The organism is Paracoccus sp. Arc7-R13 (genome assembly GCF_004010775.1).
In the GTDB taxonomy this organism is placed as follows: domain Bacteria; phylum Pseudomonadota; class Alphaproteobacteria; order Rhodobacterales; family Rhodobacteraceae; genus Paracoccus; species Paracoccus marcusii.
In genome coordinates this window covers 1,510,216-1,532,412 of the sequence record NZ_CP034810.1, presented here as the reverse complement: position 1 = coordinate 1,532,412, position 22,197 = coordinate 1,510,216, and the positions used below count along the sequence as shown (strand labels likewise).

Here is a 22,197-nt window from a genome sequence, read left to right as displayed (position 1 = left end):
AGGCGCCCGCGGCGAAAAGCGCAAACCGGCAAGGGAAATGGTGGGTGATAAGGGATTTGAACCCCTGACATCTTCGATGTGAACGAAGCGCTCTACCACTGAGCTAATCACCCGTCGGGCTGGTCATTACCGCCAGCCGCAGCCGGTTGCAAGAGGGCGATGCGCGTTTCGCCTAGCTGTTTTCCACGCCATCAGGCCGGTGGGGGGCACGGCGGCGCAGCCGCAGCGTGATGACATCGCCGCCGCGGGCGTCACGCTCCAGATTGATTCGCGCCCGCCCCAGGGGCGGTACCGCAAGGGTGTGCCCGGCGGACAGGACGATGCCAAGCTGCGCCAGCGTCGCCTCGATGATCGGGCGCGCATCGGTGCGCCGGGCGCCCGTCGCGGCCACGACCCGGTCGATGAAGTCTCGCTTCTGAACGACGATCGCCACATGCGGATCGTGCAGCACGGGCGTCGGGCCGTCGGCCCCGATGATTTCGGCTGGCATTGCTGTTCCCCCCCGTCAGGCAATGATGGGATCAGCCTAGCGCGATTTGACGTTGCGTCAATCTTTGTTAACGCCCGCCCGCGCCATGGAAAAAGGGCCGGGGATCGCCCCGGCCCTCTCCCTGTCAGTGCGCGACGGCGCTGCCCTGCCCATCGCTGCCGCGATGGTTGGCTAGCCGCGCGGCCTCGGCCGCCTCTTCGGCGGCCTCGTCCCACTCGATGGCCTTGGGTTGGCGCACCAGGGCGTGGCGCAGAACCTCGCGCACGTTGCTGACCGGAATGATGGTCAGGCCCTGTTTGACGTTGTCCGGGATCTCGACCAGATCCTTTTCATTGTCCTGCGGGATCAGCACCGTCTTGATGCCGCCACGCAGGGCCGCCAGCAGCTTTTCCTTCAGCCCGCCAATGGCCAGCACATTGCCGCGCAGCGTCACCTCGCCGGTCATGGCGATGTCCTTGCGGACCGCGATGCCGGTCATGACCGACACGACCGAGGTTACCATGGCGATGCCCGCCGACGGACCATCCTTGGGCGTGGCGCCCTCCGGGACGTGGACGTGGATGTCGCGCTTGTCGAACTCCGGGGGCCTGACCCCGATATCCGGCGCGATCGAGCGCACGAAGCTGGACGCCGCGTCGATCGATTCCTTCATCACCTCGCCTAGTTTGCCGGTGGTCTTGACGCGACCCTTGCCCGGCAGGCGCAGCGCCTCGATCTGCAGCAGATCGCCCCCGACCGAGGTCCAGGCAAGACCCGTCACCACGCCGACCTGGTCCTCCTTCTCGGCCAGGCCATAGCGGTGGCGGCGCACGCCGAGGTATTCCTCGACCTTCTCTGGCGTCACCTCGACCGATTTGACCTTGCCCTTCAGGATCTCGGTCACGGCCTTGCGGGCCAGCTTGGCGATCTCACGCTCCAGCGAGCGAACCCCGGCCTCGCGGGTGTAATACCGGATCATGTGGGTCAGGGCCTCGTCCGAGACACTGAACTCTCCCTTGCGCAGACCGTTCGCGGCGATCTGCTTGGACAGCAGATGGCCCTTGGCGATCTCTCGCTTTTCATCCTCGGTATAGCCCGACAGGCTGATGATCTCCATGCGGTCCAGAAGCGGGCCCGGCATGTTGTAGCTGTTGGCCGTGGTCACGAACATCACGTTCGACAGATCGTATTCCACCTCAAGATAGTGGTCCACGAAGGTCGAGTTCTGTTCCGGATCCAGCACCTCCAGCATGGCGGATGCCGGATCGCCCCGGAAATCCTGGCCCATCTTGTCGATCTCATCCAGAAGGATCAGCGGGTTGGTCGTCTTGGCCTTCTTCAGCGCCTGGATGATCTTGCCCGGCATGGAGCCGATATAGGTCCGGCGATGACCGCGGATCTCGGACTCGTCGCGCACGCCGCCAAGGCTGATGCGGATGAACTCGCGCCCCGTCGCCTTGGCGATGGACCGTCCAAGCGAGGTCTTGCCCACGCCCGGAGGACCGACTAGCGTCAGGATCGGGCCCTTCAGCTTCTGGCTGCGGGCCTGCACGGCCAGATACTCGACGATCCGCTCCTTGACCTTGTCCAGACCATAGTGGTCCGCGTCCAGAATCGCCTCGGCGCGGCCAAGATCCTTGCGGGTGCGCGACTTGACACCCCAGGGTAGCGACAGCAGCCAGTCCAGGTAGTTGCGGCTGACGGTCGCCTCGGCCGACATGGGTGACATCGACTTCAGCTTCTTCAGCTCGCCCTCGGCCTTATCGCGGGCCTCCTTGCTGAACTTGGTGGCGGCGATCTTCTGCTCCAGCTCGGCCAGTTCGTTCTGGCCGTCCTCGCCATCGCCCAGCTCCTTCTGGATCGCCTTCATCTGCTCGTTCAGATAGTATTCGCGCTGAGTCTTCTCCATCTGGGTCTTGACGCGCGACTTGATCTTCTTCTCGACCTGCAGGACAGACATCTCTCCCTGCATGTGGCCATAGATCTTCTCAAGGCGTGCCGCGACCTCCAGCGTGTCCAGCAGGTCCTGCTTGCGCTCCAGGTCGATGCCCATGTGTCCGGCGACAAGGTCGGCCAGCTTGCCGGGCTCGGACGCCTCGGACACGGCGGTCACGACCTCCTCGGGGATGTTCTTACGGACCTTGACGTAACGCTCGAACTCCTCGGTCACGGTACGCACCAGCGCGGCTACCGTGGCCTCATCGCCCATCGTCTCGTCCAGGACACGGGCCTCGGCCATGAAATGGTCGTCATGGGGCACGAAGTCGGTGATCTCGACACGCTCGCGGCCCTCGACCAGCACCTTCACGGTGCCGTCCGGCAGCTTGAGCAACTGCAGCACGTTGGCCAGAACACCGGCGCGGAAGATGCCCTCCTCGGTGGGCTCGTCGATGGCCGCGTCCTTCTGGGCGGCCAACAGGATCGGGCTGTCCGATTCCATCACGGCCTCCAGCGCGCGGACCGATTTCTCGCGTCCGACGAACAAGGGAACGATCATGTGCGGGAAGACGACGATATCCCGCAGGGGCAGCACCGGATAGGTCTGGGTGGTGAATTCCGTCATGGTATGTCCTTTCTGCCCGAAGCCGCGGCCCCGTCATGGCGACGCGCGGCCTCTGCATGCGATCAATCTAGGGGTGTCGCCCCCCGCGTTCAATATGACCGCAACAATGCCACCTATTTCGTCAGCGCGGAATGACAATCTCTGCCCGCAGACCGCCCAGACGCGGGCCGCGGCCAAGCCGCAGCTGCCCGCCATGCGCGCGCGCCACGTCCGCGGCGATCGCCAGGCCCAGCCCGGCCCCCTGCGCGCTGTTCCTGCGCCGCGACGGATCCAGCCGGGTAAAGGGCCGCATAGCCGCGTCCAGGCTGTCCTCCGGGATGCCGGGGCCGTCATCCTCGATCCCGATCCGCAGGCTGCGCGGGCCAAGCGAGGCGTCCATCTCGGCCCGGCTGCCGTAACGCACCGCGTTGCCGATCAGGTTCTCCAGCGCGCGGCGCAGCATGTCGGGGCGGAAGGTGGCCAACCCGTCCCGATCGCCCTCGAACTGGACTAGGCTGGCCTGCTGGCCGGCGCGTTGCGCGTCCGCCACCAGACCCTCCAGGAAACCCGCTGCGGCGATGGGCTGGGGCGCGCTGTCCTGCGCGTCGTCGCGGGCATAGTCCAGAAAGCCGTCGACCATGCGGTTCATCTCCGCGATGTCGGCCTCCATCGCGCTGATGTCACCGGGCTCAGGCGGCATGTCGGGCCCGATCATCGACAGCCCCAGCTTCATCCGCGTCAGCGGCGTGCGCAGGTCGTGGCTGATCCCAGACATCATCAGCTTTCGTTGGTCGTTCTGGCGCTCCAGCCGGTTGCGCATGTCCAGGAACGCGGTGCCCGCGCTGCGCAGCTCAACCGCCCCGGACGGGCGATAGGGCACGATCCGCCCCTTGCCGTATTCCTCGGCCGCATAGGCCAGCCGCCGGATCGGCCGCAGTTGATTGCGCAGGAAGATCATCGCGATCCCCGTCATCAGGACCGACGTGAACACCATCAGCACCAGCAGCTGGTGCGGGTTCGACGCGCTGACCCGCCGCCGCTCGAAGCTCAGCGCATAGGGTCCGTGCGGCCCGTCCAGCGCCACCGACACCCGCCGGTCGCTGCTGGCCAGATCGACCGAGATCACCTGCGGCAGCGCGTCGCGCAGCACCTCGGTCACCACCCGTCCCGAAAAATCGTAGAACAGCCGCCGATCCTCGGCAGGCGGATCGACCGGCAGCGCCAGTTCCAGCTCCAGCGGGCGCGCCACGGACACCCCGGCGCGCCGCGCCGCGTCGGGCGTCGCGGCACTGTCGATCAGCCGCGCGACGAAGGTCAGCTCGTGCGACATGCTGGCGGTCATCTGCCGGGTCACGCCCTCGAAATGGCGCTGCAGGAACATCACGCTGACCACAGTCGTCACCACCACGACCGGCAGGAACAGGATCAGCGCCGCGCGCGCATAGAGGCCCCGCGGGACCAGCTTGCGCATCTGCGTGGCGTCGGCATTGTTCGACATGGCGGCCTCCTGCGTTGCGCGCTAGGCTAGCCCCATGACCCCGCCTGCGAAAGAGCCGCTGCAGATCCTGGCCCCGAATCCGTCCCCCCTGACCGGGCCGGGCACGACCACCTTCCTGCTGGGCGACAGCCATGTCGCGGTGATCGACCCCGGCCCCGACGATCCCGCCCATATCGACGCCGTCGCCCGCGCCGGCCGCGGCCGCATCAGCCATATCCTGATCACGCACGCGCATCGCGACCACAGCGCCGGAGCCACACGCCTTTCCCGCCTGACCGGCGCCCCGGTGCTGGCCTTCGGCGATGCGCTGGCAGGGCGGTCGCCGCTGATGTCCCGCCTCGCGCTGGAGGGTCTTGGCGGGGGCGAGGGGCTGGACCACGCTTTCGCGCCCGACCGCCACCTGCGCGACCAGGAGGTGCTCACCACGCCCGACTGGTCGCTGACCGCGTGGCACACGCCAGGTCATGCGGCAGGGCACCTGTCATTCCAATGGGGTGACCGGATCTTCTGCGGCGACCTGGTGATGGGCTGGTCCTCGACGCTGATATCTCCGCCGGATGGGGACCTGGCGGAATACTTCCGCTCGCTGGAACGGCTGGCGGCACTGTCGCCGCGTGTTCTGCTGCCCACCCACGGGCCCGCGATCACGGCCCCGCAGGACCGGATCGCGGAACTGACGCGGCACCGCCGCGACCGCACGTCCCAGATCCTGGCCGCCCTGCGGGTCCGGCCCGATTCCGCGGCGGGCCTCGCGCGTCGCATCTATGCGGTGCCCGAACCGGTCCTTCCCATCGCCACGCGCAACGTCCTGGCCCATCTGATCGCCCTGTCCCAGATCGGAGCCGTTGATTTTCCCGGCGTTTTGACGATCGAAACGGTTTTTTCGACCGGATGACAAAAAACCCCAGAACGCCACTGGACGCCCCTGACCGAGGTTGCTATATCCGCCCCGTGTTCCGGCGTAGCTCAGCGGTAGAGCAGTTGACTGTTAATCAATTGGTCGTAGGTTCGATCCCTACCGCCGGAGCCAGACCTCTGTAAGTTCTTGAGTAGGTTTGGTTAAACACACAGGTGCCAGACAGACGGCACAGCATTCTCCCAATTTCGAAAATCTCCGCCGCGCCCTCAGGTCGACAGCTTGCACATCCAATCGACCGCCCCGCAGTCCTCCGACCGCAGGGCTGTCCAATGGTTCCGGCTGTCAGCCGTCACACTTCGCTTGCCGCCACCGCCAGGTCGGCAAGACGCAAAGCGGCGTCGCGATCGGCGGCAACGGCGATGAAGCGGGCATTGTGGCAGAAGCGCGCCCCGGGAACGCCCGATGCAGCCTCGAAGGCACCATCGGTCAGGCCGGCCCAGGCTGCCGGCAGGTCAGCGCGCAAGGCGAACCCGTCCGCGTCGCGGCGGATGCCGGTCAGCGCCCAGTCCGTGTCCCGCGGATGGATCACGAACAGCAGATGGTCCGCCCCCGCCGCGGTGATGGCGGAGCGAAACGGCATCCCCATCGGCAGTTCCAGCACCCGGCCGTCGCCCGCGGCGGCAATGGCTGCCATCACGACGGCCTCGGCGCGATACTTTGCGGCCTTGCGGGCCACGGCCGCCTCGACGAAGGCGCGGGCGATCGCGACCGCACCGTCAAAGGCACGGTCGTCGGCGTCGGGGCTGCGGTCATCGAAGACGGGCTTGAGGCTCTCCAGCAGCATCGGCAGGGACAGATCGGCCAGCGGCCCGGTCGGCGACAGCGCGCCGTTGTCGACCAGGTCGATGGGCAGCACCAGGTCGACGTCAATCGCCGCGTGGATCGCCTCGAGATCTGCTTCGGGCACCTGCAGCGCGGCCAGGTAGTCACGCCCGAACTGCCGCCAGATCAGTCCGAAGGAACTGTAGGGCTGGCCGTCGTCGCGCAGCGGAGGAGATTTCTGATGGTGATCGAAGATCATGCGCGCGGCATCGAAATCGCGGCCCACGTCATAGATGATCCGCCCTTCCGCAGGCGTGATCCAGTCGGCGTCGCGCGTCCGCATGATCCGCGCCTGCGGGTGCAGCCGGGTCAGAATGACCGTGGACAGGACCTCATCGGCGTGAAAGCCGCCGGAATGGGTGACGAGATGCGTGACTGTCATGGAATATCCCTCAAATGCAGATGACCGCCCGGGGGCGGTCAGCAAAGCTTTGTGTCGATGGCGGATGCGGCCTCAGTGGCTCCAGGGCTCGCGGCGGTCGGTGGCGAAATTCTCGCCATAGCCGCGGGGGCGGATGTTCGTGCCGCGGCGGTGCGGTTCCTGCACCACGAATTCCAGTCCATGATCGCGGGCGTAATCCTCGGCCTGCTTCCGGGTGTCGAAGCGCAGGCGGACCTGGCTTTGGGTATCGCCGCTGCTGGTCCAGCCCATCAGCGGATCGACCTCGCGCGCGTCGGTGGGCGGGAATTCCAGCACCCAGCCCTTGGTCTTGGCGGTACCGGACTGCATCGCGGTGCGGGCGGGCTGATAGATGCGCACGGGCATGGGTGATCCTTCGGATTGACTATCCGCTGTATCGCCAAATCCGGGCGGCGGATCAAGCCCCCTGCCCCGGTCATGCCGACGCAGGTCAGGGCTGCAGGGTATCGGGCAGATTCTGGAACGGAACGCTCAGCTGCGCCGCGCCGGTCTGTTTGTCCAACAGGCAGACCGACAGTTCCGACGAAAGGTCTGGCAGCGTGGCGACGACCAGTGCCAGCGCATGGGTCTCGGTGCCGAATTCGTTCGGGGTCACGGACAGTTCCGCGTCGAGCGCCGCGTCCTGTGCCAGGCGTGTGCATTCCGCCACGGTGCGGTCGCGCAGTTCGGCCCATGCCTCGTCCGTCGAGGATTGCGCGACGGCGGGCCAGAATGCCACCATCGCCACCCAAACCGTATGTTTCATCATCTTGCCACCGGAACAACTGAACATGGCCCACGTTGGCATTCCAACACGCTGTTGTCACATGAGAGAGACGTGATCATGACCCCCTTTCGCCACCCTGTCCTTTCCGCGTCGCTGCTGATGCTGACCCTGGGCGCCTGCGCCGGCAGCCCTTACGACGTTCCCGCACGCCAGTGCGACCTGTCCCAGCACCAGGCCCTGGTCGGACGCAACATCGGAGAGGTCCGCCTGCCGCCCAACCTGCGCAAGCGCGAGGTGCACAACCAGGGCGTCATGACGCGCAACTACAATCCCGCGCGTCTGACCATGTTCCTGGACGCCAAGGGCTGGATCGCCCGGGTGGAATGCAGCTAGCGGCCGCGCTTGGACCGCTTGTTGCCGCCCCGCTGACCGGCCCGTCCGGCGGTTGAACGGCCCGATGACTTGACGGCGGCCTCGGCCGCCTCCTCGATCACCGACTGCCGCGCCATCGGATCGTCCGAGATCGCCAGGTCAACCGCCTCCAGCCGCTTGACCTCGTCGCGCAGGCGCGCGGCCTCCTCGAACTCCAGGTTCTCTGCGGCCTTGCGCATCTGGGTGCGCATCGCGTCCAGATGGGCGGCCAGGTTCGCGCCGATCAGCGGCTTGTCCACCTTCGTGGTCACGCGCGACTGATCGGTGTCGCCCTGCCACAGGCCTGCCAGCACGTCCTCGACATTCTTGCGGACTGTCTGGGGCGTGATGCCGTGCTCCTCGTTATAGGCCATCTGCTTGGCGCGACGCCGTTCGGTTTCGGCCATGGCGCGTTCCATGCTGCCGGTGATCCGGTCGGCATACATGATGACCCGCCCTTCGGAATTTCGCGCTGCCCGGCCGATGGTCTGGATCAGCGACGTCTCGGACCGCAGGAAGCCTTCTTTGTCGGCGTCCAGAATGGCCACCAGCCCGCATTCGGGAATGTCCAACCCCTCGCGCAGCAGGTTGATGCCCACCAGCACGTCGAACGCGCCCAAGCGCAGGTCGCGCAGGATCTCGATCCGCTCGATCGTGTCGATGTCGCTGTGCATGTAGCGGATCTTGATGCCCTGCTCGTGCAGGTATTCGGTCAGATCCTCGGCCATGCGCTTGGTCAGCGTGGTGACCAGCGTGCGGTAACCTGCGGCGGTCACGCGGCGCACCTCGTCCAGCAGGTCGTCGACCTGCATCTCGACCGGGCGGATCTCGATGTTGGGGTCCAGAAGGCCCGTCGGACGGATGATCTGCTCGGTAAAGACACCGCCGGTCTGGTCCATCTCCCACTGCGCGGGGGTGGCAGACACGAACACGGACTGGGGCCGCATCGCGTCCCATTCCTCGAACTTCAGCGGGCGGTTGTCCATGCAGGACGGCAGGCGGAACCCGTGTTCCGCCAAGGTGAACTTGCGCCGGAAGTCGCCCCGGTACATGCCGCCGATCTGCGGGACCGACACGTGGCTTTCGTCGGCAAAGACGATCGCGTTGTCCGGGATGAACTCGAACAGCGTGGGGGGCGGCTCTCCGGGCGCGCGCCCGGTCAGATAGCGGCTGTAGTTCTCGATGCCGTTGCAGACGCCGGTCGCCTCCAGCATCTCGATGTCAAAGGCGGTGCGCTGCTCAAGGCGTTGCGCCTCCAACAGCTTGCCCTCCTCGGTCAGCTGCTTCAGGCGCATGGCCAGTTCCTGCTTGATGCCCTTGATCGCCTGCTGCAGCGTCGGGCGCGGCGTCACATAGTGGCTGCTGGCATAGATGCGGATCTGCTTGAAGCTGTCGGTCTTGACCCCGGTCAGCGGATCGAACTCGGTGATCGCCTCCAGCTCGTTGCCGAAGAAGTCGAACCGCCAGGCGCGGTCCTCAAGGTGGGCGGGCCAAACCTCGACCAGATCGCCGCGCACGCGAAAGCTGCCGCGCTGAAAGCTGGTGTCCAGCCGCTTGTACTGCTGCGCGACCAATTGGCCCAGGAACTCGCGCTGGTCATAGCTTTCGCCCACGACCATGTCCTGTGTCATCGCCGAATAGGTCTCGACCGAACCGATGCCATAGATGCAACTGACCGAGGCCACGATGATCACGTCATCGCGTTCCAGCAATGCCCGGGTGGCGCTGTGGCGCATCCGGTCGATGGCCTCGTTGATCTGCGATTCCTTCTCGATATAGGTATCGCTGCGGGCCACATAGGCCTCGGGCTGATAGTAGTCATAGTAGCTGACGAAGTACTCGACCGCGTTGTCGGGGAAGAACCCCTTGAATTCGCCGTAAAGCTGGGCGGCCAGCGTCTTGTTGGGCGCCAAGATGATCGCGGGACGCTGCGTCTCCTCGATGATCTTGGCCATGGTGAAGGTCTTGCCCGTCCCCGTGGCCCCCAGAAGCACCTGGTCGCGCTCTCCGGCGCCGACGCCCGCCACCAGTTCGGCGATGGCCGTGGGCTGGTCGCCCGCCGGTTCGAATTCGCTTTTCAATGCGAAGCGTTTCCCGCCCTCCAGCTTGGGGCGGGTCACTTCGGGAACGCGCATCACGGGCGCGTTGGTGTTGTTGTGACCCATGAGGTTCCTGATCCGTTCGGAGTTGCCCTCAAGATGTGATGGCAGCCGCCCGGTTTCAACCGCGTTTCAGACGCCCCGGCTGAAGTTCCGCCCAGCCTTCGCCGCCCGACAGCTCATCCGCCAGGATTTCGGCCGTGACCGGGCCCAGGGTAAAGCCCTGGTGACCGTGACCGAAATGCGCCCACAGGTTCGGCTGGTCCGGCACGCGGCCCACCACGGGCAGCATGTCGGGCATGCAGGGGCGCCGTCCGGTCCAGGGTTCGGCCTCGACCGCCGCCCCGATGTCGAACAGCTCGCGCGCGGCCTTCTCGCCATGCTTCAGCTGCGGCGGCGACAGGCGCGGATGGGGCGTCAGCTCGGCCGCGGTGGCGATGCGCAAACCGCGGCGCATGGGCGACAACACGACTGAATTGCCGAAATCGGCGATCGGGTGATGGGGCGGCAGCTCCATGTGATAATGCTTATGATAGCCGCGCTTGAACACCATCGGCACCTTGAGGCCAAAGCGCTGCGTCAGCATCGGCGACCAGGGCCCAAGTGCGATGACGGCATGCTCCGCCTCGACCTCGTCGGCGCGCCAGCCCGCGCCATGGCGGTGCAGATCGCCCGCATCGCCGTTCACGACGCGCCCGCCCCGCTTCTGGAACAGCGCCGCATAGCTGGCGACCAGGCCGCCCGGATCGGCGCAGTTCCAGCTGTCGGACCAGTGAGTCGCGCCCTCGACCTCGATGCGGATCGCGGGCTCCATCGCGCGCAGTTCGGCCCCGCTCATCAGCCGCGCCTGCACGCCGAACTCGGTCGCGAAACGCTCGGCGGTCTTGCGGGCGGCCTCCATCTTGGCGGGGGTGCGGTGAATCTCAATATAGCCGTTGCGGCGGATGATGTTGTCGGCGCCCGCCGCCGCGATCAGCGGGCCGTGACGGTCGGTCGACTGGCGGATCAGCTTGCCCCAGGTCACCGATGCCCGCCTGTGCGCGGCAGGCCGCGAATTCCACGCATAGGTCGCGACCGCGCCCAGTTGCGACAGCAGGCCCTGCGGCGTCCATTTCACGTCATAGCCGCGCCCCAGGGCGATCTGGAACAGCGCGCCGGGCGACAGCGGCATGGCATAGGGCTCGACCGCTTCAGTCTGGATCAGGCCGGCATTGCCGTAGCTGGTCTCGCGCCCCGGCACGCCCCGTTCGATGATGGTGACGTCATGCCCACGCGCCTGCAGCGCCAGACCGGTGCTGACGCCGACCATACCCGCACCCAGAACCAGAACCTCGGCCATTCCCGCCCCCATCGCTGATGATGGGTCAGGGATGCAGACATTCCCGCCATCCGGCAAGATTTATCGGGCATTCTTCGACGCCCCTCGAAATCTTTGCAAGAATCAGGCGAAAAGCTCGCGGCAGAAGATCAATCCTTCGACCAGCGCGTCCACATCTGCCTGCGTGTTGTACATCGCAAAGCTAGCACGGGCGCTGGCATTGATTCCCAGATGCTCCATCAGGGGCATGGCGCAATGGCTGCCCGCACGGACCGCGATTCCCTTCTTGTCCAGGATGGTCGAGATGTCATGCGCGTGCGCCCCGTCCATCGTCATGGAGAAGATCGCGCCCTTGCCCGGCGCGTCGCCCTGCACCTGCAGCCAGTTCAGCGCCCGCAGGCGGTCGCGGGCATGATCGCGCAGCGCGCGCTCATGGGCGGCGATGTTCTCCATCCCCAGGGACATCATGTATTCCAGCGCGGCGCCCAGTCCGATCTGGTTGACGATGCCGGGCGTGCCCGCCTCGAACCGCAGGGGCGGGTCGTTATAGGTGACGGCATCGCGGCTGACGGTGCGGATCATGTCGCCGCCGCCCAGAAAGGGCCGCATCTCGGCCTGGCGGTCGGCGCGGATCCAGATCGCGCCCGAGCCGGAGGGACCGTAAAGCTTATGCCCCGTGATGCAGTAGAAATCGGCGCCAAGCGTCGACAGGTCCACCGGCATGTGGACCGCGGCCTGCGACCCGTCCACGACCATCGGCAGGTCGGTGCCACGGCGGATCGCCGCGATGTCCACCACCGTCCCGGTCACGTTCGACATGTGCGTCAGCGCCAGCATCCGCGTGCGCGGCGTGATCGCGGCCAGCACCTTTTCCGGCGGCAGGCTGCCATCCGCATCGGGTTCGACCCATTTCAGCACCACGCCCTGGCGTTCGCGCAGGAAATGCCAGGGCACGATATTGGCGTGATGCTCCAGCAGCGACAGCACGATCTCGTCCCCGGCCTGCAGGCGCGGCGCAGCCCAGGCATAGCTGACCAGGTTCAGCGCCTCGGTCGAGCCACTGGTGAAGATCACCTCGTCGACCGCGGGCGCGTTCAGGAACCGTGCGATGATCCCGCGGACGCGTTCGTAATTGTCGGTCGCAAGGTTCGACAGGTAATGCAGGCCGCGATGGACATTGGCGTATTCGCCTTCATAGGCGCGGGTGATGGCGTCGATCACGACGCGCGGCTTTTGCGCGCTGGCGCCGCTGTCCAGATAGACAAGCGGGCGCCCGTTGACCGTCGTCGACAGGATCGGAAAATCGGCGCGGACGGCGTTGACGTCAAAGCTCATTGCGGCATCTCCGGCATGAGGCCAAGCGCGGCCATGAAGAACGACAGGACGAATCCCATGACCAGCAGCGTGCCGAACATGACCAGTAGCACCTTGGGGCCGCTGGTGAACCCGTGGAGCGCCTTGGTGAACTGCACCGTCAGCCACAGGAACAGCGCGACCGCGATGATCCCCAGGATCCCCGCCAGCCCCGGCAGGGCCAGCGACAGCACGATCTGGGCCAATTGCACGACCAGCAGCATCACCTCGATCCAGACGGTCAGCAGCAGGGCATCCTCGAACCGGCCGTGGCCGCCGAACATGCGCCCGACCCCGGCCATCAGACCCGCGCCCAGAACGATCGCGACCAGCTGCATTCCGGCCAGGACCAGCGGCTGCCGGCTGATCGAGAACACGGCCGCCCCCTCGTCCGAGGGCAGCGGGAACAGCAGGGTCGAGCCGTAGGCCAGCAGCCCCGACAGCGACACCGCCAGAACCAGCGCCATCCAGCGCACCTGCATCGGCCAGCGCTGGTCGATCAACCAGCGGGCCGCCCCTTCTGGATCGCGCAGGGTCCGGCGCGCCAGCGCCTTGAAGTCGTCGAAGGTCATTTGCGTCTCGCCAGCGCCATGATCCCGGCGCCCCAGATGAACAGGAATCCCGCACCCGCCACCGTGCGGGTCAGGGTCAGCGCGGGGGACGGGCCGATCAGCCCCGCCACCATCCCGCCCAAAAGCGTCGCGGGCGCCACCGCCATCAACGCCCAGAACAGCGCCAGACGCGCATGGCGCGCCTCCAGCCGCCACGGGGTCAGGCGGCTGAGCAGCGCCGTCAGCCCCGCCATGGCATAGGCCACCAGCGGCATCATGAACATGGTCCCAAGGGCCGCACCCCCGATCCGCGCGTCCAGCGGGATCGACGGGTCCAACTGCGCCGCGCGCGACAGGCCCGGCGCCTGCCCGACCAGCGTGATCAGCATCGCCACCATCAGCACGACCAGCAGCGTGCTGTCGGGCATCGCCGACAGGCCCCGCACCACCCGGCGCGGGGCCCACCAGCTTTCCAGCACGCGCAGCACCATCCCGCCGCGCGGGCCGGTCATCCCTGCGGGCGTTCGGTCAGCCACGTGTCCAGCCGTTCGTTGATCTCGTCGCGCAGGCTCTCGTCGTCGACCTCGGCCAGGGCGTCGGCCAGGAACGACAGCACCAGGAACACGATCGCCCGGTCATAGGGCACCCCGCGAGAGCGCAGGTAGAACAACGCCCCCTCGTCGATCGCCCCCGTCGTGGACCCGTGCGAACACTTGACGTCGTCGGCATAGATCTCAAGCTCGGGCTTGGCAAGGAACTGGCTGGCCTCGTCCAGCAGCAGGGCCTGGCTGATCTGATAACCGTCGGTCTTCTGCGCGCCGTTCTTGACCAGGATCTTGCCCTGGAACACGCCGGTCGCCCCGTTCTTCAGGACCTTCTTGAACACCTGCCGGCTTTCGCCGCGCAGCGCGCCATGGGTCACGAAGACGGTGTCGTCATGGTGGAACGGACCGACATCGCCGTCGCCCAGCACCGCCGCGGCGACATGTGCCACCGCATCGTCGCCGACCATGTCCACGACGGCCTCGTGGCGCATGGTGGTGCCGTTCACGACCAGCGCGAAACTCTTCAGCACCGCACCTTCGCCCACACGGGCGAACAGGTGCGACAGGCCGACCTTGGGGTCGACCGCGCGCTTGGCCGCGATGTGGTGCAGCGTGGCGCCCGGCAGCAGATCGGCCTCGATCATGCCGTTCGACCGCGCGCCGACCATGCCGCTTTCCAGCAGCGTCAGTTCGGCGCCCGATTCGACCCGGATCACGTGATGCCAGACGGCATCCGCGCGGTCCGACCCGCGGCGATGCAGCACATGCACCGGACGCGAGGGCTTGCCTGTCACGCGGATCAGCAGGCCATCGGCCGCCACGGCCGTGTTCAGCGCCGCGAAGGGACGCTTGACCGGGGTCTGACCCGCCAGTTCTAGCGTCCCGTACAGATCAGCCGACCAATGATCGCCCGCCCGGTCGGCCTGTGCCAGGGTGGTGATCTCGATCCCGTCCAGCGACAGGTCGTCGGATGCCGCGGCGTCGAACGCACCGTCGACAAAGACCAGCGTAAGCTTGTCACGCGCGGTGAACAGCGGCGATTCCGGGCCCGTATCGATGGCCAGCGCCTGCGGCTCTGGCGCGTTGAACGGGCGCGGGTCGGTATAGCGCCAGTATTCGTCACGGGGGCCCGGCAGGCCCATGGCACGCAGCCGTGTCAGCGCGTCGGCGCGGGCGGCGGCGGTGAACCCACCCGTGGGCAGCGTGGTCGCGGCCAGCCGCGCATCCAGCGCATTGGCGGGCTTGGGCGCGCCAGTGACCTGCGGGGTCTGGATTTCCTGAACGGCGGATTCGGACATCAGCCGGCCTCCGCCAACAGGTCGCCATAGCCGTTCTCTTCGACTTCCAGCGCCAGTTCGGGGCCGCCCGACTTGATGATCCGGCCGTTGGACATGATGTGCACGACGTCCGGCTGGATGTGGTTCAGCAGGCGCTGATAATGGGTGATGACCAGAAAGCTGCGGCCTTCGCTGCGCAGGGCGTTCACGCCGTCGCTGACAAGGCGCATCGCATCGACGTCCAGACCCGAATCGGTCTCGTCCATGATGCACATGCGGGGCTCCAGCATGGCCATCTGCAGGATCTCGTTGCGCTTCTTCTCGCCCCCCGAAAAGCCGACATTGACGGGGCGCTTCAGCATGTCGGGGCTGATCTGCAGCTCTGCCGCCTTGGCGCGCACGACCTTCAGGAACTCTCCTGCAGTCAGCTCGGCCTCGCCGCGCGCCTTGCGCTGCGCGTTCACGGCGGTGCGCAGGAACGTCATGTTGCCGACGCCCGGAATCTCGACCGGGTACTGGAACGCCAGGAACAGGCCCGCGGCCGCACGCTCCTCGGGTTCCATGTCCAGCAGGCTCTCGCCGTCCAGCGTGGCGCTGCCGTCGGTGACCTCATAGCCGTCGCGGCCCGACAGGACATAGGACAGCGTGGACTTGCCCGACCCGTTCGGGCCCATGATCGCATGGACCTCTCCGGCCGGAACCTCCAGCGTCAGACCCTTCAGGATCTGCTTGTCCTCGTCCTCAAGTTTGACGTGCAGGTTGTTGATTTTCAGCATATTTCCCTCAAACGGCAAAGGCGCCACCGGGGCGCCGCATCTATGGTGGCCGGGCAGCAATGCCCGGCCGGATCGATCAGCCCACCGAGCCTTCCAGCGAGATCGCGACCAGCGCCTGCGCCTCCATGGCGAATTCCATGGGCAGTGCCTGCAGGACCTCGCGGCAGAACCCGTTGACGACCAGCGCCACGGCCTCTTCCTCGTCCATCCCGCGCGACCGGCAATAGAACAGCTGGTCGTCGTCGACCTTGCTGGTCGTCGCCTCGTGCTCCACGCGGCTGCTGCTGTTCTTGACCTCGATATAGGGCACGGTATGCGCCCCGCACTTGTCGCCGATCAGCAGGCTGTCGCACTGGGTATAGTTGCGGCTGTTCGTGGCGCGCGGGTGCATGGTAACCAGCCCGCGATAGGTGTTCTGCGCCTGCCCTGCTGAAATCCCCTTGGACACGATCCGCGAGCGGGTGTTCTTGCCCAGGTGGATCATCTTGGTGCCGGTATCGGCCTGCTGCCAGTTGTTGGCGATGGCGATCGAATAGAACTCGCCCTGGCTCTCGTTGCCGCGCAGGATGCAGGACGGGTACTTCCAGGTGATCGCCGATCCGGTCTCGACCTGCGTCCACATCACCTTGGCCCGGTCGCCGCGGCAGTCGGCGCGCTTGGTGACGAAGTTGTAGATGCCGCCCTTGCCGTCCTCGTCGCCGGGGAACCAGTTCTGGACGGTCGAGTACTTGATCTCGGCATCCTCGAGGATGACCAACTCAACGACTGCGGCATGCAGCTGGTTGGTGTCGCGCTTGGGTGCCGTGCAGCCTTCCAGATAGCTGACATGGGCGCCCTTGTCGGCGATGATCAGGGTCCGTTCGAACTGGCCGGTGTTCTCCGCATTGATGCGGAAATAGGTCGACAGCTCCATCGGGCACTTCACGCCGGGCGGGATATAGACGAAGCTGCCATCCGAGAACACGGCGCTGTTCAGCGTCGCGAAATAGTTGTCAGACTGCGGTACGACCGATCCCAGGTACTTGCGCACCAGTTCGGGATGCTCGCGGATCGCCTCGCTGATCGAACAGAAGATCACCCCGGCCTTGGCCAGCTCGTCCTTGAAGGTCGTGCCCAGGCTGACGCTGTCGAAGACGGCGTCCACGGCCACGCGGCGACCCTCGGCGGGCGCATCCTCGGCGCCCTCGACGCCCGCCAGGATCATCTGCTCGCGCAGCGGGATGCCCAGCTTGTCATAGGTCGCCAGCAGCTTGGGGTCCACGTCGTCCAGCGACTTGGGCTTCTCCTCCATGCTCTTGGGACGCGCATAGTAATACTGGTCCTGATAGTCGATCTCGGGATAGTTCAGCATCGCCCATTTCGGCTCTGCCATGGTGACCCAGCGGCGATAGGCTTCCAGCCGCCATTCGGTCATCCATTCCGGTTCCTGGTTCTTGGCCGAGATCAGACGGACGATATCCTCGTTCACGCCCTTGGGCGCATAGTCCATCTCGATCTCGGTGTTCCAGCCGTATTTGTAGCTGCCCATGTTCTGGACAGTCTCGACCGTTTCCCGGTCTACGCCTTCGCGCACGTCAAGATCGGTGATGTCCGTCATCCTTCAGTCCTTTTCCTCAAATGGCCGCGGTCGGTCCATTCCTGTCGCGCCAGCGTGAATACGCCTTTTCCCAGGCATCCGCAAATCGGTTGATCTGATCGTCCCCAACAGCGGGGCTTATCGAGATCCGGATCGCCGATTGCGCAAGCTGATCATCGAACCCCATCGCCTGCAGGGCACCGCTGGCCCGGACCTTGCCCGACGAACAGGCCGAGCCGGCCGAGATCGCGAACCCTGCCAGATCCATCTGCATGACCTGGGTTTCGCCCTTCCACCCCGATGTAAGAAGGCATGTCGTGTTCGGCAAGCGCTGCACGGCCTTTCCGACGATCACCGCGCCGGGCGCGATGTCGCAGATCCGCGCCTCCAGCGCGTCGCGCCGCTCGCGGACTGCGTCCCACAGCCCGGCGTCCAGATCACGCTGTGCGGCCGTGGCGGCGGCGGCAAAGGCCAGGATGCCGATCAGGTTCTCGGTCCCCGCACGGCGCCCCTGCTCCTGCCCGCCGCCCTTGATCAGCGGAGGCAGGTCGGTGCCTTTCTTCAGGATCAGCGCACCGATTCCCTTTGGCCCGCCCAGCTTGTGCGCGCTGACGAAGCCTGCCGTCACGCCAAGCCAGTTGAACGCCATGGGCACCTTACCGAAGGCCTGCGTAAGGTCGCTGGAATGCAGCCCCTGCGGCAGGTTCTGCATCACGCCGGTCTCGTTGTTGGCCAGCTGCATACTGGTTCGTGCGGGGTCGGTCACGGTGACGATGCCGTCGCCGTCGACCGCAAGGTCCGCCTCGCACCAGACCTTGACGGCGCTGTGTTCCACGGGGGCGCAATGGATCCCGCCCTGTCCCAGGACCATTGCCGCGGCCTCGGTCGCACCGGCGGTGAAGACCACGTCGGCCCCGTCTGCGCCCAGGGCCACGGCCACCTGCTCTCGGGCGCGTTCCAGCGCCATCTTGGCGGCCCGCCCCTCGGTATGGACCGATGACGGGTTGCCAGAGATTTCCAGCGCCTCGGTGATGGCGGCCTTGACCTCGGGGCGCAGCGGCGTGGTGGCGTTCCAGTCCAGATAGGTTCTCATGCCAAGGCCTCCGCGATCCGCGCGGCCAACCGGGCGGCCACGGCATGCTTGTCCATCCGCGGCCAGTCCTCGGCCCCGGCTTCGGTGATCAGCGTGACGGTGTTGTGGCTGCCGCCCATGATGCCCGTGGCGGGGCTGACATCGTTCGCCACGATCCAGTCGCAGCCCTTGCGCAGCCGCTTCGCGGTCGCATGGGCGGTCACGTCCTGCGTTTCCGCCGCAAACCCCACGACCAGGCGCGGACGGCGCGCATCGCGGCTGATCCAAGCCAGGATGTCCGGGTTTTCGGCCATCTGCAGCGTCGGCATGTCGCCGGTCTTCTTGATCTTCTGGTCGCTGCCGTTCAGCACGCGCCAATCGGCCACCGCCGCCGCCATTACCGCCGCATCGGCGGGCAGCGCGGCCGCGACCGCATCCCGCATCTGCTGCGCGGTTTCCACCGCGATCACGTCGACGCCCTGCGGCGCCGGCACGGATGCGGGGCCGGTCACGAAGCTGACCCGCGCGCCCAGATCGCGCAGCGCCGCGGCGATCGCCGCCCCCTGCGCCCCGCTGGAGCGGTTGGCGATATAGCGCACCGGGTCGATCGGCTCATGCGTGGGGCCGGACGTCACGATCACATGCCGTCCCGTCAGCGGCCCGTCGGTCAGGGCCGCACGGATCGCGGCCACGATCGCCTCGGGTTCGGCCATGCGGCCCGCGCCGTATTCGCCACAGGCCATGTCGCCGTCGTCCGGGCCGACGAAAAGCACGCCGTCGCCCCGCAGCGTGGCCAGGTTGCGCTGTGTCGCGGGGTGGTGCCACATCCGCACGTTCATCGCCGGTGCGATCAGGACGCGCTTGTCCGTCGCCAGCACCAGGGTGGATGCCAGATCATTCGCCGATCCCTGGGCCATCTTGGCCATCAGATCGGCCGTAGCCGGGGCCACGACGACCAGATCGGCCTGCCGCGACAGCTGGATATGGCCGATCTCGGCCTCGGCACCCTGATCCCAAAGCGTGTCGTGCACCGGCTCTCCGGCCAGCACGGACAGGGTCATGGGCGTTGTGAACTGCGCGCCCGCAGCTGTCAGCACCGGCGTCACCGACGCGCCCGCCGCGCGCAGCAGCCGGATCAGCGCCGGCGCCTTGAAGGCCGCGATCCCGCCGCCCACGATCAGCAATATCCGCCTGCCCTGCATGCGCCACCCCCATCGGTCCTGCGCCCCAGATAGCGACGCGGCGCCGCTGCCGCAAGGAAAGCGCGCCCGTTAACGCTTCCTTAAGCCCGCTGCCGTTAACCATTCCGGGACAACCGAGGGGTAACATGGTCGCCATCGCCTATTCCGTGGCCTTCGAAGGCATCGAGGCCCGCCTGGTCGAGGTGCAATGCGCCGTGGCGGCAGGCCTGCCCGGCTTCTCCATCGTGGGTCTGCCCGACAAGGCCGTCAGCGAGGCCAAGGAACGCGTCCGTGCGGCCTTTGGCGCGCTGGCCATCGCGCTGCCGAACAAGCGGCTGACCGTGAACCTGTCGCCTGCCGATCTGCCCAAGGAGGGGTCGCATTTCGACCTGCCCATCGCGCTGGCGGTGCTGGCCGCGCTGGACATCGTGCCCCGGGAGGAACTGGCCCGCTGCGTGGCCCTGGGCGAGTTGGCGCTGGACGGGCGGCTGGTCGCGGTCGCGGGCGCGCTGCCCGCCGCCGTCGCGGCGGCGGATGGCGACCGCGCGCTGATCTGTCCGCGCGCCTGCGGCGCCGAGGCCGCGTGGATCGAACAGGTTCCCGTCCTGGCCGCCGACACGCTGCGCGCCGTGGTCGATCACCTGACCGACCGCGCGCCCATCGTGCCGGCCCGCCCCGGCCAGGTCGTCGACGGTCCCCAGCCCCCGTGCCTGTCCGATGTCCGCGGCCAGGAACGCGCCAAACGCGCGCTGGAGATCGCCGCCGCGGGGCGTCATCACCTGCTGATGGTCGGTCCCCCCGGCGCTGGCAAATCCATGCTGTCGGCACGCCTGCCCGGCCTGATGCCGCCCCTGACCGCACGCGAGGCGCTGGAGACCTCGATGGTGCATTCGGTGGCGGGGCTGCTGAAGAACGGCCAGATCTCGCGCCGTGCGCCCTTTCAAAGCCCGCACCACACCGCGTCCTCCCCGGCCATCGTCGGCGGCGGCCCCAAGGCCAAGCCGGGAGAGATCAGCTTGGCCCATAACGGCGTGCTGTTCCTGGACGAGCTGCCGGAATTCGACCGCAAGGTGCTGGAAAGCCTGCGCCAGCCGGTCGAGACAGGCGAGGTCTTCGTCAGCCGCGCCAACGCGCATATCCGCTATCCCAGCCGGTTCCTCCTGATCGCGGCGGCCAACCCGTGCCGCTGCGGCTATCTGGCCGATCCGGGCCGGGCCTGTTCGCGCGCGCCGGTCTGCGGCGACAGCTATCTGGGCAAGATCTCCGGGCCGCTGATGGACCGGTTCGATCTGCGGCTGGAGGTGCCGGGCGTCAGCCTCACCGACCAGGACCTGCCGGCGGGCGACACGTCCGCGACGGTGGCAGCCCGCGTCGCCGCGGCCCGCGCGATCCAGGCTAAGCGGTTCCGCGACCATCCCGGCGTCACGGTGAACGCCGATGCGCCGCCACCGTTGCTGGACGCGATCGCTGCGCCCGATGCGGACGGGCGCGCGCTGATCCTGAAGGCGTCGGAAAGGCTGGGCCTGACGGCGCGCGGTTATCACCGCATCCTGCGCAGCGCGCGCACCATCGCCGATCTGGACGGGTCGGACCATGTCCTGACCCGCCACCTGGCCGAGGCGATCAGCTATCGCCTGCCCTTCGTCGCGGGGGGCTAGCCCTTGGCGGCCACGCGCCGCTCGATCGCCTCCCAGATGGCCTCGGCGGCATTGATGCCGTCGAACCGCTCCAGCTCCTGGATGCCGGTGGGAGAGGTCACGTTGATCTCGGTCAGCCAGCCGTCGATGACGTCGATGCCGGTGAAGATCAGGCCCTTCTCGCGCAGCACGGGGGCGATGCGGGTGCAGATCTCGAATTCCCGCTCGGTCAGGCCGATCTTCTCGGCGCGCCCGCCGACATGCATGTTCGACCGGGCCTCGCCCTCTTGCGGGACGCGGTTGATGGCGCCCACGGGTTCGCCGTCGACCAGGATGATACGCTTATCGCCCTTGACCACGGCGGGCAGGTATTTCTGCGCGATCATGGGTTCGCGGTTGATGCCCGCGAAGGTCTCCAGCAGGGCCGACAGGTTCGGGTCGCCGGGCTTCAGGTGGAACACCCCCGCCCCGCCGTTGCCGTAAAGCGGCTTGACAATGATCTCTCCGTGGCGCGCCCGGAACGCCTTGAAGGCAGCGGGGTCGCGGGCGATCATGGTGGGCGGCGTCAGGTCGGGAAAATCCAGCACCATCAGCTTTTCGGGGCAGTTCCGGACCCAGAACGGGTCGTTGACCACCAGCGTCTGGGGATGCACCCGGTCCAGCAGATGGGTCGAGGTCACATAACCCATGTCGAAGGGCGGGTCCTGGCGCAGCCAGATCACGTCGAAATCGCCGGCCTCGACCTCGGTCCAGTCGCCGAAGGTGACGTGGTCGCCTTCGGTCCGGCGCAGGGTGACGGGGCGGCCGCGCACGACGATGCGCCCTTCGTCATAGCGCAGCTGATCGACGGTGTACTGGAACAGCCGGTGGCCGCGGGCCTCGGCCTCCAGGCCGATGCGGAAGGTGCTGTCGGCGTGGATCGAGACATCCTCGATCGGGTCCATCTGCAAGGCGACATACAGGCTCATGGGGCCCTCCTGAATTTCGGACAAGTTGTGGCCCGCCGCCGGGGCGGATGCAAGCC

General features: G+C 67.0%; 20 protein-coding genes and 2 tRNA genes. 4 read left to right on the top strand and 18 right to left on the bottom strand.

Translation table 11 applies throughout. The features are described from left to right. Positions 1-38 precede the first annotated feature (38 nt). The 4 genes from EOJ32_RS07605 to EOJ32_RS07590 form a co-directional block, all read right to left on the bottom strand. A tRNA-Val gene (locus tag EOJ32_RS07605) sits at positions 39-113 on the bottom strand. 59 nt (positions 114-172) lie between these two features. Beyond that, complete coding sequence (locus EOJ32_RS07600; RefSeq protein WP_045982246.1) at positions 173-490, bottom strand: hypothetical protein; 318 nt, start codon at positions 488-490, stop codon at positions 173-175. A 124-nt stretch (positions 491-614) separates the two neighbouring features. Then, positions 615-3,032, bottom strand: coding sequence for an endopeptidase La (lon, locus tag EOJ32_RS07595; RefSeq protein WP_045999536.1), 2,418 nt, complete (start codon positions 3,030-3,032; stop codon positions 615-617). A gap of 121 nt (positions 3,033-3,153) precedes the next feature. Continuing rightward, entirely contained in the window at positions 3,154-4,509 is a 1,356-nt protein-coding gene (locus EOJ32_RS07590; protein WP_240542524.1) for an ATP-binding protein, read from the bottom strand. A 34-nt stretch (positions 4,510-4,543) separates the two neighbouring features. Between EOJ32_RS07590 and EOJ32_RS07585 the strand changes: the two genes are divergently transcribed. Together EOJ32_RS07585 and EOJ32_RS07580 are read left to right on the top strand one after the other, a co-directional pair. Further along, entirely contained in the window at positions 4,544-5,404 is an 861-nt protein-coding gene (locus EOJ32_RS07585; protein ID WP_127898145.1) for an MBL fold metallo-hydrolase, read from the top strand. A gap of 60 nt (positions 5,405-5,464) precedes the next feature. Next, a tRNA-Asn gene (locus EOJ32_RS07580) sits at positions 5,465-5,539 on the top strand. A gap of 178 nt (positions 5,540-5,717) precedes the next feature. Here EOJ32_RS07580 and EOJ32_RS07575 read toward each other — a convergent pair. The 3 genes from EOJ32_RS07575 to EOJ32_RS07565 form a co-directional block, all read right to left on the bottom strand. After that, the gene (locus EOJ32_RS07575) at positions 5,718-6,632 is read right to left on the bottom strand and encodes an MYG1 family protein (RefSeq protein WP_127898144.1); all 915 of its coding nucleotides are present in this window, start codon (positions 6,630-6,632) and stop codon (positions 5,718-5,720) included. Positions 6,633-6,704: 72 nt separating this feature from the next. Continuing rightward, on the bottom strand, positions 6,705-7,016 hold the full coding sequence (locus tag EOJ32_RS07570) for an ETC complex I subunit (RefSeq protein WP_127898143.1): 312 nt from the start codon (positions 7,014-7,016) through the stop codon (positions 6,705-6,707). A gap of 85 nt (positions 7,017-7,101) precedes the next feature. Further along, positions 7,102-7,419, bottom strand: a complete 318-nt coding sequence (locus EOJ32_RS07565; protein ID WP_127898142.1) for a hypothetical protein — start codon at positions 7,417-7,419, stop codon at positions 7,102-7,104. A gap of 69 nt (positions 7,420-7,488) precedes the next feature. Here EOJ32_RS07565 and EOJ32_RS07560 point away from each other — a divergent pair, with 69 nt between their 5' ends. Continuing rightward, entirely contained in the window at positions 7,489-7,770 is a 282-nt protein-coding gene (locus EOJ32_RS07560; protein ID WP_139085106.1) for an I78 family peptidase inhibitor, read from the top strand. Here EOJ32_RS07560 and uvrB read toward each other — a convergent pair. The 10 genes from uvrB to coaBC form a co-directional block, all read right to left on the bottom strand. Further along, complete coding sequence (gene uvrB, locus EOJ32_RS07555; RefSeq protein WP_127898140.1) at positions 7,767-9,953, bottom strand: excinuclease ABC subunit UvrB; 2,187 nt, start codon at positions 9,951-9,953, stop codon at positions 7,767-7,769. The genes EOJ32_RS07560 and uvrB overlap by 4 nt on opposite strands. A 55-nt stretch (positions 9,954-10,008) precedes the next feature. Further along, the gene (locus EOJ32_RS07550; protein WP_127898139.1) at positions 10,009-11,226 is read right to left on the bottom strand and encodes an FAD-binding oxidoreductase; all 1,218 of its coding nucleotides are present in this window, start codon (positions 11,224-11,226) and stop codon (positions 10,009-10,011) included. A gap of 102 nt (positions 11,227-11,328) precedes the next feature. Continuing rightward, the gene (locus EOJ32_RS07545; RefSeq protein WP_127898138.1) at positions 11,329-12,540 is read right to left on the bottom strand and encodes a cysteine desulfurase; all 1,212 of its coding nucleotides are present in this window, start codon (positions 12,538-12,540) and stop codon (positions 11,329-11,331) included. Further along, positions 12,537-13,130, bottom strand: coding sequence for a Yip1 family protein (locus EOJ32_RS07540; protein WP_046000959.1), 594 nt, complete (start codon positions 13,128-13,130; stop codon positions 12,537-12,539). The genes EOJ32_RS07545 and EOJ32_RS07540 overlap by 4 nt, the downstream gene beginning before the upstream one ends. Beyond that, positions 13,127-13,645 (bottom strand): hypothetical protein, encoded by a 519-nt coding sequence (locus tag EOJ32_RS07535; RefSeq protein WP_232303350.1) that lies wholly within the window; start codon positions 13,643-13,645, stop codon positions 13,127-13,129. Before EOJ32_RS07535 ends, EOJ32_RS07540 begins: the two co-directional genes overlap by 4 nt. Then, positions 13,618-14,952 carry a SufD family Fe-S cluster assembly protein gene (locus EOJ32_RS07530; RefSeq protein WP_127898137.1) on the bottom strand — a complete coding sequence of 445 codons (1,335 nt, stop codon included), beginning with the start codon at positions 14,950-14,952 and terminating at the stop codon, positions 13,618-13,620. Before EOJ32_RS07530 ends, EOJ32_RS07535 begins: the two co-directional genes overlap by 28 nt. Next, the gene (gene sufC / locus EOJ32_RS07525) at positions 14,952-15,707 is read right to left on the bottom strand and encodes a Fe-S cluster assembly ATPase SufC (RefSeq protein ID WP_045982236.1); all 756 of its coding nucleotides are present in this window, start codon (positions 15,705-15,707) and stop codon (positions 14,952-14,954) included. The genes EOJ32_RS07530 and sufC overlap by 1 nt, the downstream gene beginning before the upstream one ends. Positions 15,708-15,783: 76 nt before the next feature. Then, the gene (gene sufB, locus EOJ32_RS07520; protein ID WP_045982235.1) at positions 15,784-17,304 is read right to left on the bottom strand and encodes a Fe-S cluster assembly protein SufB; all 1,521 of its coding nucleotides are present in this window, start codon (positions 17,302-17,304) and stop codon (positions 15,784-15,786) included. A gap of 16 nt (positions 17,305-17,320) precedes the next feature. Further along, entirely contained in the window at positions 17,321-18,376 is a 1,056-nt protein-coding gene (locus EOJ32_RS07515; protein ID WP_127898136.1) for a cysteine desulfurase family protein, read from the bottom strand. Beyond that, positions 18,373-19,557: a bifunctional phosphopantothenoylcysteine decarboxylase/phosphopantothenate--cysteine ligase CoaBC gene (coaBC, locus tag EOJ32_RS07510; protein WP_127898135.1), complete on the bottom strand. Its 1,185-nt coding sequence runs from the start codon at positions 19,555-19,557 to the stop codon at positions 18,373-18,375. Before coaBC ends, EOJ32_RS07515 begins: the two co-directional genes overlap by 4 nt. A 125-nt stretch (positions 19,558-19,682) precedes the next feature. Between coaBC and EOJ32_RS07505 the strand changes: the two genes are divergently transcribed. Then, complete coding sequence (locus EOJ32_RS07505) at positions 19,683-21,194, top strand: YifB family Mg chelatase-like AAA ATPase (protein ID WP_127898134.1); 1,512 nt, start codon at positions 19,683-19,685, stop codon at positions 21,192-21,194. Here EOJ32_RS07505 and gshB read toward each other — a convergent pair. Beyond that, positions 21,191-22,141, bottom strand: a complete 951-nt coding sequence (gene gshB, locus EOJ32_RS07500; protein WP_045982231.1) for a glutathione synthase — start codon at positions 22,139-22,141, stop codon at positions 21,191-21,193. The genes EOJ32_RS07505 and gshB overlap by 4 nt on opposite strands. Positions 22,142-22,197 lie beyond the last annotated feature (56 nt).

Coding starts and splice junctions, on each gene's coding strand:
- EOJ32_RS07600 (WP_045982246.1), bottom strand. CDS start 490: ATGCCAGCCGAAATCATCGGGGCCGACGGCCCGACGCCCGTGCTGCAC.
- lon (WP_045999536.1), bottom strand. CDS start 3,032: ATGACGGAATTCACCACCCAGACCTATCCGGTGCTGCCCCTGCGGGAT.
- EOJ32_RS07590 (WP_240542524.1), bottom strand. CDS start 4,509: ATGTCGAACAATGCCGACGCCACGCAGATGCGCAAGCTGGTCCCGCGG.
- EOJ32_RS07585 (WP_127898145.1), top strand. CDS start 4,544: ATGACCCCGCCTGCGAAAGAGCCGCTGCAGATCCTGGCCCCGAATCCG.
- EOJ32_RS07575 (WP_127898144.1), bottom strand. CDS start 6,632: ATGACAGTCACGCATCTCGTCACCCATTCCGGCGGCTTTCACGCCGAT.
- EOJ32_RS07570 (WP_127898143.1), bottom strand. CDS start 7,016: ATGCCCGTGCGCATCTATCAGCCCGCCCGCACCGCGATGCAGTCCGGT.
- EOJ32_RS07565 (WP_127898142.1), bottom strand. CDS start 7,419: ATGATGAAACATACGGTTTGGGTGGCGATGGTGGCATTCTGGCCCGCC.
- uvrB (WP_127898140.1), bottom strand. CDS start 9,953: ATGGGTCACAACAACACCAACGCGCCCGTGATGCGCGTTCCCGAAGTG.
- EOJ32_RS07550 (WP_127898139.1), bottom strand. CDS start 11,226: ATGGCCGAGGTTCTGGTTCTGGGTGCGGGTATGGTCGGCGTCAGCACC.
- EOJ32_RS07545 (WP_127898138.1), bottom strand. CDS start 12,540: ATGAGCTTTGACGTCAACGCCGTCCGCGCCGATTTTCCGATCCTGTCG.
- EOJ32_RS07540 (WP_046000959.1), bottom strand. CDS start 13,130: ATGACCTTCGACGACTTCAAGGCGCTGGCGCGCCGGACCCTGCGCGAT.
- EOJ32_RS07530 (WP_127898137.1), bottom strand. CDS start 14,952: ATGTCCGAATCCGCCGTTCAGGAAATCCAGACCCCGCAGGTCACTGGC.
- sufC (WP_045982236.1), bottom strand. CDS start 15,707: ATGCTGAAAATCAACAACCTGCACGTCAAACTTGAGGACGAGGACAAG.
- sufB (WP_045982235.1), bottom strand. CDS start 17,304: ATGACGGACATCACCGATCTTGACGTGCGCGAAGGCGTAGACCGGGAA.
- EOJ32_RS07515 (WP_127898136.1), bottom strand. CDS start 18,376: ATGAGAACCTATCTGGACTGGAACGCCACCACGCCGCTGCGCCCCGAG.
- coaBC (WP_127898135.1), bottom strand. CDS start 19,557: ATGCAGGGCAGGCGGATATTGCTGATCGTGGGCGGCGGGATCGCGGCC.
- EOJ32_RS07505 (WP_127898134.1), top strand. CDS start 19,683: ATGGTCGCCATCGCCTATTCCGTGGCCTTCGAAGGCATCGAGGCCCGC.
- gshB (WP_045982231.1), bottom strand. CDS start 22,141: ATGAGCCTGTATGTCGCCTTGCAGATGGACCCGATCGAGGATGTCTCG.